General features: G+C 49.7%; 17 protein-coding genes. 1 reads left to right on the plus strand and 16 read right to left on the minus strand.

Annotation, left to right across the window (positions count from 1 at the left end):
* Window positions 1-520 precede the first annotated feature (520 nt).
* Complete coding sequence (locus AC3WT9_RS28735; protein ID WP_341096372.1) at window positions 521-1,396, minus strand: nucleotidyltransferase-like protein; 876 nt, start codon at window positions 1,394-1,396, stop codon at window positions 521-523.
* Between the two features lie 129 nt (window positions 1,397-1,525).
* Between AC3WT9_RS28735 and AC3WT9_RS28740 the strand changes: the two genes are divergently transcribed.
* Window positions 1,526-1,891 carry a DUF2614 family zinc ribbon-containing protein gene (locus AC3WT9_RS28740; protein ID WP_038596523.1) on the plus strand — a complete coding sequence of 122 codons (366 nt, stop codon included), beginning with the start codon at window positions 1,526-1,528 and terminating at the stop codon, window positions 1,889-1,891.
* A 77-nt stretch (window positions 1,892-1,968) separates the two neighbouring features.
* On the opposite strand, the gene AC3WT9_RS28745 is transcribed toward AC3WT9_RS28740, so the two are convergent.
* From AC3WT9_RS28745 to AC3WT9_RS28815, 15 genes are all read right to left on the minus strand, one after another.
* A complete protein-coding gene (locus tag AC3WT9_RS28745) occupies window positions 1,969-3,690 on the minus strand; it encodes a glycosyl hydrolase family 18 protein (RefSeq protein WP_341096373.1) in 1,722 nt (573 codons plus the stop codon).
* Window positions 3,691-3,946: 256 nt separating this feature from the next.
* Complete coding sequence (locus AC3WT9_RS28750) at window positions 3,947-4,378, minus strand: Fur family transcriptional regulator (protein ID WP_341379811.1); 432 nt, start codon at window positions 4,376-4,378, stop codon at window positions 3,947-3,949.
* Window positions 4,379-4,502: 124 nt separating this feature from the next.
* Window positions 4,503-6,425 (minus strand): DUF4097 family beta strand repeat-containing protein, encoded by a 1,923-nt coding sequence (locus tag AC3WT9_RS28755; RefSeq protein WP_341379812.1) that lies wholly within the window; start codon window positions 6,423-6,425, stop codon window positions 4,503-4,505.
* A gap of 36 nt (window positions 6,426-6,461) precedes the next feature.
* Window positions 6,462-6,932 carry a GNAT family N-acetyltransferase gene (locus AC3WT9_RS28760; RefSeq protein WP_341096375.1) on the minus strand — a complete coding sequence of 157 codons (471 nt, stop codon included), beginning with the start codon at window positions 6,930-6,932 and terminating at the stop codon, window positions 6,462-6,464.
* 94 nt (window positions 6,933-7,026) lie between these two features.
* Window positions 7,027-8,472 carry an Asp-tRNA(Asn)/Glu-tRNA(Gln) amidotransferase subunit GatB gene (gatB, locus tag AC3WT9_RS28765; protein ID WP_038596532.1) on the minus strand — a complete coding sequence of 482 codons (1,446 nt, stop codon included), beginning with the start codon at window positions 8,470-8,472 and terminating at the stop codon, window positions 7,027-7,029.
* A gap of 40 nt (window positions 8,473-8,512) precedes the next feature.
* Window positions 8,513-9,970, minus strand: a complete 1,458-nt coding sequence (gene gatA / locus AC3WT9_RS28770) for an Asp-tRNA(Asn)/Glu-tRNA(Gln) amidotransferase subunit GatA (protein ID WP_341096376.1) — start codon at window positions 9,968-9,970, stop codon at window positions 8,513-8,515.
* 24 nt (window positions 9,971-9,994) lie between these two features.
* Window positions 9,995-10,282: an Asp-tRNA(Asn)/Glu-tRNA(Gln) amidotransferase subunit GatC gene (gene gatC / locus AC3WT9_RS28775; protein ID WP_038596536.1), complete on the minus strand. Its 288-nt coding sequence runs from the start codon at window positions 10,280-10,282 to the stop codon at window positions 9,995-9,997.
* A 377-nt stretch (window positions 10,283-10,659) separates the two neighbouring features.
* Window positions 10,660-11,043, minus strand: coding sequence for a hypothetical protein (locus tag AC3WT9_RS28780; protein WP_038596538.1), 384 nt, complete (start codon window positions 11,041-11,043; stop codon window positions 10,660-10,662).
* Window positions 11,044-11,202: 159 nt separating this feature from the next.
* Window positions 11,203-11,973: an ABC transporter permease subunit gene (locus AC3WT9_RS28785; RefSeq protein WP_341096377.1), complete on the minus strand. Its 771-nt coding sequence runs from the start codon at window positions 11,971-11,973 to the stop codon at window positions 11,203-11,205.
* Window positions 11,970-12,884, minus strand: a complete 915-nt coding sequence (locus AC3WT9_RS28790) for an ABC transporter ATP-binding protein (RefSeq protein WP_341096378.1) — start codon at window positions 12,882-12,884, stop codon at window positions 11,970-11,972. The genes AC3WT9_RS28785 and AC3WT9_RS28790 overlap by 4 nt, the downstream gene beginning before the upstream one ends.
* Window positions 12,884-13,075 (minus strand): PLD nuclease N-terminal domain-containing protein, encoded by a 192-nt coding sequence (locus tag AC3WT9_RS28795; protein WP_038596544.1) that lies wholly within the window; start codon window positions 13,073-13,075, stop codon window positions 12,884-12,886. The genes AC3WT9_RS28790 and AC3WT9_RS28795 overlap by 1 nt, the downstream gene beginning before the upstream one ends.
* A gap of 61 nt (window positions 13,076-13,136) precedes the next feature.
* Window positions 13,137-13,355 (minus strand): hypothetical protein, encoded by a 219-nt coding sequence (locus AC3WT9_RS28800; RefSeq protein WP_341096385.1) that lies wholly within the window; start codon window positions 13,353-13,355, stop codon window positions 13,137-13,139.
* Window positions 13,352-13,675, minus strand: coding sequence for a DUF5345 family protein (locus tag AC3WT9_RS28805; protein ID WP_341096386.1), 324 nt, complete (start codon window positions 13,673-13,675; stop codon window positions 13,352-13,354). Before AC3WT9_RS28805 ends, AC3WT9_RS28800 begins: the two co-directional genes overlap by 4 nt.
* Window positions 13,665-14,198 carry an RNA polymerase sigma factor SigY gene (gene sigY / locus AC3WT9_RS28810; RefSeq protein WP_341096387.1) on the minus strand — a complete coding sequence of 178 codons (534 nt, stop codon included), beginning with the start codon at window positions 14,196-14,198 and terminating at the stop codon, window positions 13,665-13,667. Before sigY ends, AC3WT9_RS28805 begins: the two co-directional genes overlap by 11 nt.
* A gap of 57 nt (window positions 14,199-14,255) precedes the next feature.
* A complete protein-coding gene (locus tag AC3WT9_RS28815; RefSeq protein ID WP_341096389.1) occupies window positions 14,256-14,477 on the minus strand; it encodes a hypothetical protein in 222 nt (73 codons plus the stop codon).
* Window positions 14,478-14,607 lie beyond the last annotated feature (130 nt).

Raw genomic sequence — 14,607 nt, forward strand, 5'->3', positions numbered from 1 at the left:
CCTGAGCCAGGATCAAACTCTCCAAATTGGTATTTAGAAAGAGCGATTGCTCAATTTGAAACATCTGACGAGAATTTTACATTCTCTCAATGAAATTTCTAAAGCGTATAAATACGCTGTGAAACTCATCAGTTTTGGATCTCACTTACGTGATTTCCATACTCACTCGTTGTTCAGTTTTCAAAGATCAAGTTCTTGTTTTTCGTCGTCGGCGCTTGTCAGCAGCGACCTTTATAATATATCACGGCGACCTCGTTTTAGTCAACCTTTTTTTTAATTTCTTTTTTCGGTTGATTTACGCTTGCTTTGCAGCTTGTCATTGTGTCTGAGGGCCGAGTTATAATTTAACACACCATTAACAAAAGAGTCAACTATAAATATTCCCTGCGTTTATCATCTCATTCAGAAACTGTACAAATAAAAAAAGAGAGCGCCCGGCCTCTCCCTATCCTACAGCATATGCTCTTTTGTCAGGTGGAACATCCCGTTATGGATAGCCACTCTATCCTGCTCTTTATCTTTACCGGGTGTAACGTACCGCATGACCGTCACCGGCATCATCCGCCCAGGAAGTAATCTCTCTTATTAGTGAACGGGAAACAAGCTTGCGCAATACAAGCGGCAGTTCAGCTTCCAATTGGCTGAGGCCCGAATGCTGCAGTAATTCTTTGATACTCCATGATTCCTTTCGGCTGCCCAGGATATTCAAAAGCAATCTGCAACAATCAGACATCTTCGACATTAGGGCAAATTCACAGGCAAGCAGAATCAGTTCGACTCGTTGATCTAGAGTTTCGGTACTCACCGTAAGCTCTTCATACAGCTTGTGAACAGGGGTGTTTAGACTCTTGACTTGTTCCCATACTGCAGGGTCGGGGAAAAATCCCGCTTCACTAACTTCAATCCGCGCCCAATGATACAAAGCAATCAAAACACAGTTGTAGGCATCCATGGTACAGTTTGCTTCCAGATACCGTTTGGATTTAACATACATATGCTGAAAGCGTGCAAATTCCATAAACAGCACCCGCTCTCTTAGCGGGCCCTGGAATTGCATGATCTCCCTGCGCATATCCCCTAATATTCCCTTAGGGTCCCAAATCACATCTCCAGCTATTAAGCTGGTAAGAAGTTCATTGTTATCACCCGCCATTACAGCCCGCTCCAGGGCAGATAAGCCTACATGCACAGACTGCGTGCGACGGTCACCGGCAATGCTATGGGTTATAGTCCGTTCTTTCTCTTCATCTTCATGCAGCATCAGCACTACCATATCGAAGTCATGAAGAAGCGCACTCTGAAACGGAGCATTACCCTTCTGCCTCAAAGTGACAGCTCCCAGAACATTCTCATCAAACGTTTCTCCACTCAACAGGGTCAAATTGGATAGTTCCATACTTCCCTCCATCAAATTTGGCGATTTTGCGTCCAGTCAGTTATAATCCTCTTAAATAATAATATTCTACATATTCATATCAGTTCCTCCTGGACGACCGAACTATATTTTAGTTAGGAGTAAATACTCATGAAGCTAAAATCGGCTAAAATCAATGCTTTTCGCACCTGGGGACTACTGCTTACCATGCTTGGAATGGGACTCATGATTCTGGGAACGGCAGGCATCGTATTCTGGGGATCAGCAGGCAAAGTATTCGCGGCTATCGGTCTGGTCATCGGCCTGATCTCCATGATGGCAAGTCTCGCCATTTATTTCTGGGCAGGCATGCTGTCCACCAGCGCAGTCCAGCTGGAATGTCCGGAATGCCACAAACTGACCAAGATGCTCGGGAAAACAGACCGCTGCATGTTCTGCCATACCCTTCTGACAAGGGATCCGGCGCAGGCTACGATAACTGCAGAGCAGCTCGAAACTCAGCAGCTCAAGCAATAACGACAGCCAATGAATGAATCATACAAACAAGGGGCTCCCAGACTGGGAGCCCCTTGTTATCTTACTGACAGATTATATTATTGATGAATTGTTTGCAGGGTCTCCCAGGCTTCCTGATTGCCCAGGCTGCGTGTCCAGGAGGCCACTCCGCCAAGTCCAAACGATTTGGCTAGTTTAACTCTCCCTTGTAGTGAGAGCTTATCCTCTATCCATATTTTACGGAGAATCCCGTCTTCCTTGTACTCAACGTAATTCTGGCCCGCATCCTTATCAAGCTTCGGTGTCAGCTTCTTCTCAGTAAGAATCTCCTGAACCGCATTCATGCTCACAGCCTTGGAGCTCACCTTGGTTTTACCCTTTTCTGTTGTTTCCGACCAGATGCGGGTATACAGCGGGACACCGAGAATCAATTTCTCGGCAGGCACCTCGTCTTCCTCGATAATGCGGCTGATGGAGCTCTCCACCCAAGGCAGCGAGGAAACAGAGCCCGACTTTGGACTGGATGCCCAGTGCTCATCGTACGCCATGACCATCATGAAATCAACAACTGTACCGAGTGCGCGCCGGTCCAGAAACAAAGACCACATTTCACTCTTCGATTTAGGCGTCACATCAATGGAGACAATGAGATTTTTGGCTTGGGCCATTGGCTTCAGCTCCCGCATAAACTGCGTAACATTCTCACCGTCTTTGGTGTATACATTCTCAAAGTCGATATTGATACCATCCAAATCATATAAATCAGCAAATTCCAGCATTTGTACGATCGTATTCATCCGCTTCTCATAGCTCGCTAAAGCCTCAGTCGTCAGATCGGCATCAAAGCTGTTGCTGAGCAGAGCCCAGACTTCCATGTCCTGCTTGTGCGCCCACTGCACGTAAGCCTTGTCCGCTTTACTGCGCACATTGCCCTGCACGTCTACAATCTCAAACCACGTAGGGCTAACCACATTGACTCCAGGCAAATCACCGAACTTAGCCGGATCCGGTTTACGCTCGTATACTGCTTCCCAGAACAGATTTACCGGCTTGCCCTTCCAGTTACGTTCCGCTCTCGACGGTGTGGAAGTTTTTTCTTCTACAGTTTTTTGCCCGTCTGACAGAATGTCACCGGCTTTGGCATATCCCGTATACCCACTGCTCAGCTGCACATACAACCAGTCCGGGTTGTCAGCCTTCCAGATCCTCACCACGGCTCCCCGAGGCATATCCGCGATAATGGGGGCATGAATTGACGCCTCGCTGCGCAGTGCCTTCGTTCTGTCGTCTTCCTCCCCCTTCACTTTGCCCAGCGGAACTGTCTCCCCGGCAGTCATCAGCAGTACAGCTCCGGTATCACTATCCTCTTCTACCTCAAAACCATATAGATCTTCGAGGGTATCGGCCGGAAGATAGGTCACTCCATCCTTTTCTTCAGGAGCAAGCCGAAGCTGAATCGGCTGGTTGTTCAGGCTGGCGGAGGTTGAATTCTCTTGCATATATAGAAGCTCGCTCTCAGTCGAAAGAATGGCTGATTTGCTCTCCTCTTCATAACGAATGGAAGAATCAACATACTTCTGCAAAAGCGGCAGAGGCAGCAGCAGACTCTCTCCTGTACCGTTAGCGTTAAAACCTGTAAACTCTCCTTTGACAAAAATAGGGTGTTCCATCTCTTTCCAGTCAGGATCAATATGCTGCCGATTCGGCAGTACATAAAATACAATCCAGTAAGCAGCGGCGGCTATTATGACAAGCCCTAATAAACGGCGAAAAAGACCTCCACGCTTCTTGGTGCGTCTTTGTCTCTGTCTTCTGTCCAAAATGTATCCTCCACATATTTAGTTAATTTTGCGTGCGCGTATAACCAATCCAATCTTAAGTATACGCTATGTGAGTCTCTTTGGTTGCGAAAATCTACTGGAAGTTATTCATAGATTAAGTAAGTCATAGCAGAATTATCAAAAAAACGTGCAGCCTCCGCTTCCGGATTCCGCACGTTTTGGAAAAACCGGCAAATCTCCTGCAGTCCGAAACATAGCAGTCGATTATACCTATAATGTTATTCAATCTGTTATCTCAATGCTTCTTGTCACTGCAGCATTTGCACACACCGTACAATTCCATCCGCAAACCATGGATCTTAAACTCTGTAGCCCGTTCGGCAGCCTGCTCCACTTCATGCAGCGAGGCGTAGCTGAAATCTTCGATCTTCCCGCACACCTGGCAGATGACATGATAATGATCGGATACATTTGCATCAAAACGGCTTGAATTGTCACCATAAGTCAACTCGCGAACCATACCGGCTTCCATGAACATCTTTAGATTGTTATATACAGTTGCCACACTCATGCTCGGAAACTGCGGCTCAAGCGCACGGTAAATATCGTCTGCCGTAGGATGATTCAACGCTTCCATCAGATACGTAAGAATCGCATGACGCTGAGGCGTAATACGGACACCGGTAGTCTTCAGTTGTTCCAATGCATGCTGTACGCCACTACCCATCAATTCCACCGCCTTTAAAATAAAAACATAATAAAGCTATAAAGTAATTGTAAGACCGGACTTTCGATGTTGTCAACGGAGTCGATACATTATATTCATTATTATATAATAAAAATTACTTATTTCAATATTTCCTCACATTTAGGTTGCTGTTTCCTTCTACTCGCAGTTTGAACTCGCCATTGCCGATTTTGCCGGAAATTGTCTTTTTGTCGATAGTCAGCTCTGGCAGGTCGGTGTCGATATCTCCATAACCGCTGGATCCATCCACCTTATAATCGCCAAATAAAGGCACGTAAAGATCAATGTCGCCAACTGCGCTGTAAATATCCCAGTCTCCTCCGACGGACTCTGATCGGGCATTAATTTTGCCATTTAGGGATTCAGCATGCAGTTTAGCCATTGCACCGTCAATTGCCAGATTGCCATTCTTGCTGGACAAATCCACTTCACCACCGTTGCCGGATGCCGTTATATTGCCTACAGCGGTCGACAGCTTCAATGCCCCTGTAACATCCCAAGCTGCCATATTCCCGCCGCTCGTTGACATCTCAACGTCCCCTTGAACTGTTCTGGCACGGGCTTCCCCGTTTAGTGTCTTTCCTTTTACATTTCCGTATATGCGGTATAGAACAATCGCGCCGTTGCCGGTCTCCAGAGAGATATCCTCAATGGCTTCCACGTTCTGCAGCGTAATTCCGCCATTCATCGTCCGCACCTCCAGATTAAAGCGGCGGTCCTCCGGAAGCGAAATGTCAAGATCCATACGCGGCTGGCGTTTGCCGGAGTCTCCATAAGTCTTGGTTTTTGGGGTTACTTTGATGTTAGAACCCTCAATGACCTCCACAAAGGACTGTTCCGATATCGCCTCTGCCACTGCACCATCAAGCTGATCCACCCATACTGTAGCCGTGATTTCAATATCCTCTACCGGGGCTCGGTGAATCATGATGTCGCCGTTGATGGCATCAACAGTTAGTTTAGAGGTGCCCAGCTCAACCGGTACGATTAATGGGGGCTTTTGAAAATGGCTACCCTTGGCTTCGCCGTAATCCACTGCGGCAGCGGTAAGGTTAAGGCTGACCCGGTTCCATAAATGCAAATAATGCTCCTGCTCTGCCACGATAAATACACTGGCGGCCAAAATAAGAGATGAGAACAGACCGCGCAAATCCATCCGGGCTTTTGAACCATAATCAGTCTGACCTCTGCGGCCCGAGAAAAAGTAAATGAGCAGGTATTCCGCACCCCACAGCACCGGTATAACAGGCCACCATTTTAGCAGCAGCAGCATATTATGTGTTCCATCTCTTGCATCCATCAGCAAAAGAACGCCGACACTGGCAAGCAGGACTGCGGCCGTATATCGGCCGACACGGCGGGTGCGCCGCTCATTGCCTCTGCTCCTGGATAATCCCTTCGCAACCTCACGGACTCCCAGTAAAAAACCACCGACGATCAGCACCGCGGCAATTACCGTTCCCGCATAATCCTGAATGAACATTTGCAGCCAGGCCGGCTTCTGCCGGAACAGGAACAGCAGCACTCCTCCAAAGAGCAGCATCAGGCCAAACGAGATTCCCGGCTCACTCACCAGGGTACGGCGTTTGGCATATTTTGAAGGGGCTGGCGTTTCAGTGTCCTGTTCCCCGGGAAAGCGCAAAATCCGGTCAGCAGACTGCAGGGCATCAAATACATTGTAGAAATACAGCACCGGAATCATCAGGGCCAGCAATATCAGCAGCGGAACGTTGATCTGCATACCGATGGACGAAAAATAAAGCAGCGCCGCAATATCAAGCAGGATAAGAAAGATGAAAGAAATCCCTTTGCGGAGAAGCCCGAAATATAGATGTCCCGTCCCCGGAATTAATGCGGATAGCAGTCCGGCAATAAATTTGCGTTTACGATGGGGACGGCGTTTTGGACGAGGCGGGATTGAGGGCTTCTTCTGCTCTATCCCGTCATCTTGCTCCTGTGCAGTTGTATCATATATCCCTTCCTCTGTCGGGAGCTTGGCGGAATCATCTTTCTTTTCAGAACTCATTTCGGGCTCCTCCTTCCATAAAGAATTGTATTACTTTCAAAGCATACCACTCCGGTAAAATTCAATCAGTTCCACACCCGGTGCTACTTCCTCTACTCCGGCTGGAATAAACCCATGTTTGGTATACAGTGTAACTGCAGGAATATTGAGCTTCCCTGTAGATACAATAAACTGCTCCATTCCCGGATAATGGGCAAAGATAAATTCCAGCAGGCTTCCTGCCACCCCTTGGCGGAAATACTCAGGACTCACCATCATTCGGGTCACAGTCAGCTTGCCCGGTGACTCTTCCAGCACGGCAACAGCCCCCATCAGATCGCCGCTGCTGTCGAAACGGCCGTAGAAATCCTCCTGAGACTGGCTCAGCATATCTCTGGTCTCCAGCAATGGCGGAATTTCATGGAATCCGATCATCTCCGCTTCCAGCCGGTAAGCTTTATGCTGAAGGCTCCATAGCTCACTAAGAATGATCTCATCCTGCAGATCAAGCTTGATAATTGTGTTCATCCGCACAGTCCCCTTATATGCCGCTCAGGGCCTGCCGTTGCCGACAAGCCCTGAGCTAATAATCCTATAGTCTACTATTACCCAAAAGCGGAATCTAGCTGTTCAAAACTTCAGCCAGCAATGTATTTACCAGACCCGGGTTAGCTTTGCCTTTGCTTTCTTTCATAACCTGACCTACCAGGAATCCGATTGCCTTTTGCTTGCCAGCCTTGTAATCCTCCACCGATTGCGGATTGGCAGCCACTACATCCTCAACGATTTTTTTGATTGCGCCCTCGTCGCTGATCTGAACAAGTCCCTTCTCTTCAACGATTGCACCCGGCAGCTTTCCACTTTCCAGCATTTCCTTGAAGACAGTCTTGGCAATCTTGCTGCTGATCGTACCACCTGAAATCAGGCCGATCATTTCGCCCAGACCCTGCGGTGTAATCTTCACCTGGGACAATTCCAGATTGCTGCCGTTCAGATAACCCAGCAAATCGCCCATCATCCAGTTGGCCACAGCTTTGGCATCCTTTGTATAAGCAAGGCAGCCTTCAAAGAAATCGGCCAGCGGCTTGGAAGAGGTCAGCACACCCGCATCATAAGCGGTAAGGCCATACTCCTCACTGTACCGCAGCTGGAGGGCATCCGGCAGCTCCGGAATCGTAGCGCGGATGGACTCTTTCCAAGCATCATCAATATGCAGGACAATGAGATCCGGATCTGGAAAGTAGCGGTAATCGTGAGCTTCTTCCTTGCCGCGCATGGATAACGTCTTGCCCTGCGCTTCATCCCAGCGGCGGGTCTCCTGCACGACGATACCGCCATCATCAAGGATTTCCCCTTGGCGGAATTGCTCGTACTCCAGACCGCGCAGCACACCCCGGAAGGAGTTCATGTTCTTAAGCTCCGCCCGGATGCCGAACTCTTCCTGACCTGCCGGCCGCAGGCTTATGTTCGCATCGCAGCGCATGGAGCCTTCTTCCATCTTCACATCGGATACGTCGCAATATTGCATAATGGCCCGTATCTTCTCCAGATAAGCGCGCGCCTCTTCAGGAGAGCGCAGATCCGGTTCGGAGACAATTTCGATCAGCGGTGTGCCTACCCGGTTGAAATCGACGAGGGAAGCAAATCCGCCGTCTACATGAGTCAGCTTGCCCGCGTCTTCCTCCAGGTGCAGGCGGGTGATTCCGATCCGTTTGGTTTCACCGTTCACTTCGATATCAATCCAGCCGTTCAGGCCGATCGGCTGGTCATATTGCGAGATCTGATACGCTTTGGGCGAATCGGGGTAAAAATAGTTCTTGCGGTCGAACTTGCTGACATCGCCGATGGTGCAGTTCAGCGCCATGGCTGCTTTCATCGCGTATTCCACCGCCTGGCGGTTCAACACCGGCAGCACGCCGGGATGACCAAGACAGACGGGACAGGTGTGCGTATTGGGCGGAGCACCAAATTCTGTGGAGCAGCCGCAGAAGATTTTGGACTTGGTATGAAGCTCCACATGAACTTCCAGCCCGATGACCGTTTCGTATTTAGACATAAATGATCTCATCCCTTAAAAGTTTTGTGAGCCTAAGCTTCGAAGACTGCAATTATAGTTGTGGCTGTACTTTATGATGATCTGTATGTTGTTCAAAAGCGTGTGCAACACGCAGTACCGTGCTCTCATCAAATTCCTTGCCGATAATTTGCAGACCTACAGGCAGGCCTTCGGCAAAACCGCAAGGGATGCTGACGGCAGGAATACCGGCGAGACTAACCGGAATGGTCAAAATATCATTCAAATACATCGTGAGCGGATCTTCCGTCTGTGAGCCCAGCTTGAAAGCTGTAGTTGGCGCAGTCGGTCCGATGACGACATCATATTTTTTAAATACTTCGTCGAAATCCTGCTTGATCAAGGTGCGCACTTTCTGCGCCTTCAAGTAATAAGCATCATAATAACCGGAGCTGAGCGCATAAGTGCCGAGCATAATCCGGCGTTTAACTTCCGGCCCAAATCCGTGGCTGCGGGAATTATGGTACAAATCAAGCAGTCCGCCGCCGTTATCTATACGCGCACCGTAACGCACCCCGTCAAACCGGGCCAGGTTGGAAGACGCCTCCGAAGAGGAGAGCAAATAATACGCCGCCACAGCATATTCAGTATGCGGAAGAGAAACCTCTTCCCAGACCGCACCCAGATCTTCCAGCACCTTAAGTGCAGACAGCACACTCTCACGGACGGAGGCATCTACACCTTCTCCGATATACTCCTTCGGCACAGCGATGCGAAGCCCGGAAATATCACCGGTAAGCGCGCTTAAGTAATCAGGGATATTCACTTTGGCCGAGGTGGAATCCTGGGCGTCATATCCGGCAATCGCCTGCAGCACATAAGCGGAATCCTCCACTGTGCGGGTAAGCGGACCAATCTGATCGAGCGACGAAGCAAATGCCACCAGGCCGTAACGCGAAACCAGACCATAAGTCGGTTTAAGTCCTACCACACCGCAATACGAAGCGGGCTGGCGGATGGACCCGCCGGTATCGGAGCCAAGGGCAAAAAAGACTTCGCCGGCAGCTACTGCAGCTGCCGAGCCGCCGCTGGAGCCCCCGGGAACACGTTCCAGATCCCAAGGATTACGCACAGCCCCGTAGCTAGAATTCTCATTGGAGCCGCCCATGGCGAACTCGTCCATGTTCAGCTTGCCGATGGTTACAGCATCAGCCTGACGCAGTTTGGAAACAACTGTTGCATCATATATCGGCTGGAAATTGTCCAGAAACTGGCTGGCACAGGTCGTGCGCAGTCCTTTGGTCACAATGTTATCTTTAATTCCTGCAGGAAGACCAAACAGCAAACCGCGCGCTGCACCGGAAGCCAGCTTGTCATCCAGAGCACGTGCGGACAGCCGCGCGCCCTCCTCATTTAAAGTTAAAAATGCATGCACCTTCCCGTCACGCCCGGTAATGGCAGCCAGTGATTCTTCCGTCAGTTCGCTGACCGAAATCTCTTTGCTGTGCAGCATGTTATGTACTTCGGGTAGTCGATATTGAAACAGGCTCAACTTTCTTCCTCCTCTCTATTGTCGTTATTCCAGAACTGCCGGCACTTTGAAATGTCCGTCTTCATGTTCAGGTGCGTTAAGCAGAGCTTCTTCTTGGGAAAGGCTCTCCTTCACGACATCATCCCGCATCACATTGCTGACCTGCAGCACATGCGTTGTCGGCTTCACATGCTCCGTGTCGAGTTCGTTCAATTTCTCCGCATATTGTAAAATAGCATTCATTTGTTCAGTAAAAGTAGCCTCTTCTTCCGGGCTTAACTGCAGGCGGGCCAGCTTGGCCACATGCTGCACATCTTTGACGGTAATGCTCATAAGAAATATCCCTCCTGTTTAAAGGGCTAAAGCGCCCGGATAACGTTTTTAATTATATTGTAGAAGCCTGGACAATTCAATGAGCTTGTCATGTTCATAAAGCTGCAATTCGAACAACAGCTGGTGGCGCTACAGGTTGTGGGTACATGAAACAAGAAAAAACGGCTATGGCGTCCTAATAGGGACGGCAGCCGTTTCAGCAGAAATATAAGGATAAAGCATTGCGTGCACCCTATAGATTCCTACATTTTAAGAAGAAACAGACTTGCAGTCCTCTTAGGACTGGCAGCCGCTTCTGCGAAAAATAGAAGGATCATTTATGGCGTGGAACATATAAATTCTTCTATTTCAAAAAAGCCGGCTTGCGCCGGCCTTACCTAAATCCAAGCGCGAAGATTCACCTGTTTGATGAATTCCGCCTGGGACATACTTTCCGTAGACGTCGTTTCCGCCTCTTCTGCTTCCATGTCTTCGCCGTTCATCAAATGATGAAACAGCTTCTCATTGTATGTCGACAAAGCATAGTCGATCAATGCTTCATGCGTTGCTCTCTCAGCCTCTACCACCAGCAATTGTTCTTCCGCCTCAATATCCTCTGCCGTAACATAAAAATTCCTGTTAGCCTGAGGGACACGAATCACATAATCAAACGCATTGTCAGGATTGCGGTCGTAAGCAATCAGGTAGCCGTAGTCTCCAATAGGAAGACTCTGCTCAAAAGCGTCTGCAACAATGACAATTTTCTCTCCTAAACGCAGCATCGTCCTACCTCCTGAGCCAAAATCTATCATGGTTCTACTTGTTTCAACAGTCTACTAAAAAAAGATAGAGCTGTCCAGCTGCAGGAGGAGAGTTCAATGAAATTTCCTTTGAAATTTTCAGAAATGTCGAGAAAAAGCAACATTTTTCTTATTTTTCCGTCAAACTGGGAGTTTATTCCTGGACGTTAACAGAGCAGACCCGGCAATACACAGCACAATCAGCACGGCTGCTGAGAGAAAAGGGCCTACTCCAACCGTGCCGCTGTCTACAAGAACTCCAGCGGACAATCCGGGCAATGCAGCCAGCGTCCATGCAAGCCGGGTTGGCAGCAGACCATAGGCAAGCGATACCCCCGCAACGAGCGCCAGTGCAAGAAACACGGCGGCAGGCCCACGAAGAAAGGAGCTGAACAGCAGTGTGAGTGAGACGCCGCAGAGCAGCCATAGCCCATAGATTCCGGTTGCAGCTGCAACCTCACCCCAGGCAAGCGGACCCATCAGCTCTTCCGTGTAATACCCGGCCCCTGCCGCGCCCAATCCAAGTGCAATCACAAGCAGGGTCAGCTGTGCAGCCCATTTGGCGATGATAATGACTATCGGAGTAACCGGCTTGGCCATCAGCAGCTCAGCCGTTCCGCTGCTCCGTTCTCCCGCCAGTGCATTCATGCTCCCAAGCGCCAGAACCAGTATGCCAATCGTCCCATATTGGCCAAGCGCTTGCGCCATTACCGCAGCTGCCTCCGGCATTTCAAAGCTCTCCAGCATCCCTGCCGGCACATTTGCGGAAGCTTCCAGAATATCGCGCATGTAATAGGTCACAAGCGGCTGCATAATGCCCAAGATGATAAATACAATCGGTATCCAGACCAGTTTGTAGCTTCGCAGCGTCTCGAGCATTTCTTTCGAGTATAAAGTCCAGAAACTTCTCATGAGCCCACCACTTTCATGAACAAGTCTTCCAGCGTGGAAGAGCCTGCTTCGAATTGTAGCAGCGGAATGTCCAATTTGCCAGCTTCCTGCAGAATCTCCCGCCGTGCCAGTTCTACATCGCTCACATTAAAGATGGCTTTACCTGCAATAATCTGCGACTGAACAATAAAAGGTTTATTCACAAGATCCTCCAGCCACCGGAATGCCTTATCCTCTTTCTCTGTATATAATCTGATAATAGGAAGACTGTACTGTGAACGGAGATAGGATAATGTCCCCTGCTCAGCTATCACACCGCGGTTCATTAATATGATGTCATCGCATATCTCTTCGGCATCATGCAGCACATGTGTAGAAAAGATGACCGTCGTCTCTTCACGGATCTCCCGCAGCAGTTCCATCACTTCCCGCCGTCCAATCGGATCAAGCGCTGAGACCGGCTCGTCAAGCAGCAGCAGCCGGGGGCGGTGCACCAGTGCCTGCGCCAGGCCGAGCCGCTGCTTCATTCCGCCTGAATACCCGGAAATCCGGCGGCGCGCCGACTCGCTGAGACCTACCCGCTCCAGTGCGGCGGCCGACCTCTCGGCTGCTTCTCTGGAGCGCATGCCGCTCAGCTTCGCAGCAAAGACAACATATTCCTGTCCGCTCATCCAGTTGTAAAAAGCCGGGGATTGCGGCAAATATCCCAGCGCTTTGCGGTAATCCGTTCCCGGACGATTGCCGGCAAAGGATATCTCCCCCGACGTAGGCGGCAGCAGACCCGCAAGCATGCGCAGCGTTGTGGTCTTGCCTGCTCCGTTTGGTCCCAGCAAGGCGACACAGCGCCCGGATTCGATCTCAAAGCTTATACCATCTACGGAGATATGTCTGCCATACCGTTTATGCAGATCGGCAACCTTAAGCAGCGGCATCAGTTCTCATTCCTTCCTGCCGTAAAATAAGCAATACTGCCGAGCAGATTGCCAAATACTATTATAATAATCCACATCCATTTCGGCCCCCGCACTTTCTCCGCTCTGGCCAAAGATATCAATCCGACAATGGCCAGCAGGATCTGAAGTGCAAGCAGCGGCCAAACCAAACCCCAATTCACTTTGTCCATCCCAGCATCCCCCGTTCTATTCTTCGCATACAGAAGAATCTTTCCTGACATCCTGTATTGATTAATCCCGCTTTCTTCTTCGTCTATCTGGCAGAATCACAAACAACAGATAACAAACTGCCGGCGTGGGTATTCCGGTAAGACCCCAGACTCCCCAGAACCATGCCATGCCACCTTTGCCTCTCTTCTGCGCATCCCGGAATATCCATGTCCCCTGCAGCATCAGCACGGCAGCTAAGCAAATCCACAACCATAAAGGCACATCCTTCAGTTCACTCACTCTTCCGTATCCTCCCGCCGCAGTCTGATCCGCGAAATCCCCAGACTGCCAAGTGCCGCGAGGGGGAACATCGCCTGTAGTACCCAATAAAATACAGGGGCTGATCCCAATGCAGTCAGAATGATACTGAGCACAATCAGAGCCAAGCACAAGAACAGCAGCAGCTCATTGCGGCTCTTACGGCGCCTGCGGAGGGTCTCGGCGGCAATGAGTTCTTTCATAACCACCATAGATGGCGGTGAAATGTCATCAAATTGCGCATCCAAAATATTCAATTCTGCGTTCAACTGGACCAGCAGTTCCTCATCATCAGGTTTCATCCTCATTCAGCTCCTTTCGCAGGTGGTTAAGGCCGGCAGACACACGTGATTTGACTGTGCCCGATGGGACTTGCAGAATCACACCGATTTCTTCATAGCTGTAACCGTAATAATGCTTCAGCAGTACGGCTATCCGCTGAGGTGAGGGAATCCGGGAGAGCGCATCAAGCAGATCGCTCCATTCTATATTCCGGCTCTCAAACCGCCAGCGGATGGTCAACACGCCCTGCTCCTGGCGCCGCCACTCCGCTTCACGTTTCCATCTCCGCTTCCGGTCGATATAAAGACGGGTAGCGATCGTGATCAGCCATGAGGAAAAAGAAGAGGAACCATCGTAGCTTCTAATCTTCTCCATGCATCTGACCATAGTATCCTGGGCAAGCTCCTCGGCGAGCAATGGGTCCATGGTGACCTTGATTAGGTATTTGTACAAAAAGCTGTAATGCTCCCGCAGCAGTAACGCAAGCGCCGAAGCATCGCCCTGCTGTGCCAGCTTGATTCTCTCCAGCGTCACGTCGCTCATTGATCCCTCCATGCTTCCTTCATTCACACCGTAATACGAATAGCTATATCAATTCGTTCATTCGTGATCCATATTATTTTGCAGCTCCCAAAGTCTCCGCCGCCAAGGCTGCACTGCACCTTTCCCTCCAGGGAAATGCCAGAATAAAGTCCGCTCCAAACGGTCTGGAGCTCTGCCAAGAGCAGTATACTCCGTTTCTTTCCCAATACCGACTGCGAAGATTTCACTAGCTGTATCTGGCTTTCCATCATCCATCTGGTAATGTATATCGTTCTTCAAGGCGCTTCCTCCCATGCATTCGACCTATTATGTAGACAAAAAAAAGAACGCAAACCGGGATTATTCCACAGTCTGCGTGCTTCGCGAGGTAAATGTTACATTTAATTAACATTATTGTAGCAACTTTGTA

The sequence above is a fragment of the Paenibacillus sp. EB106-06-01-XG199 genome (assembly GCF_058791575.1).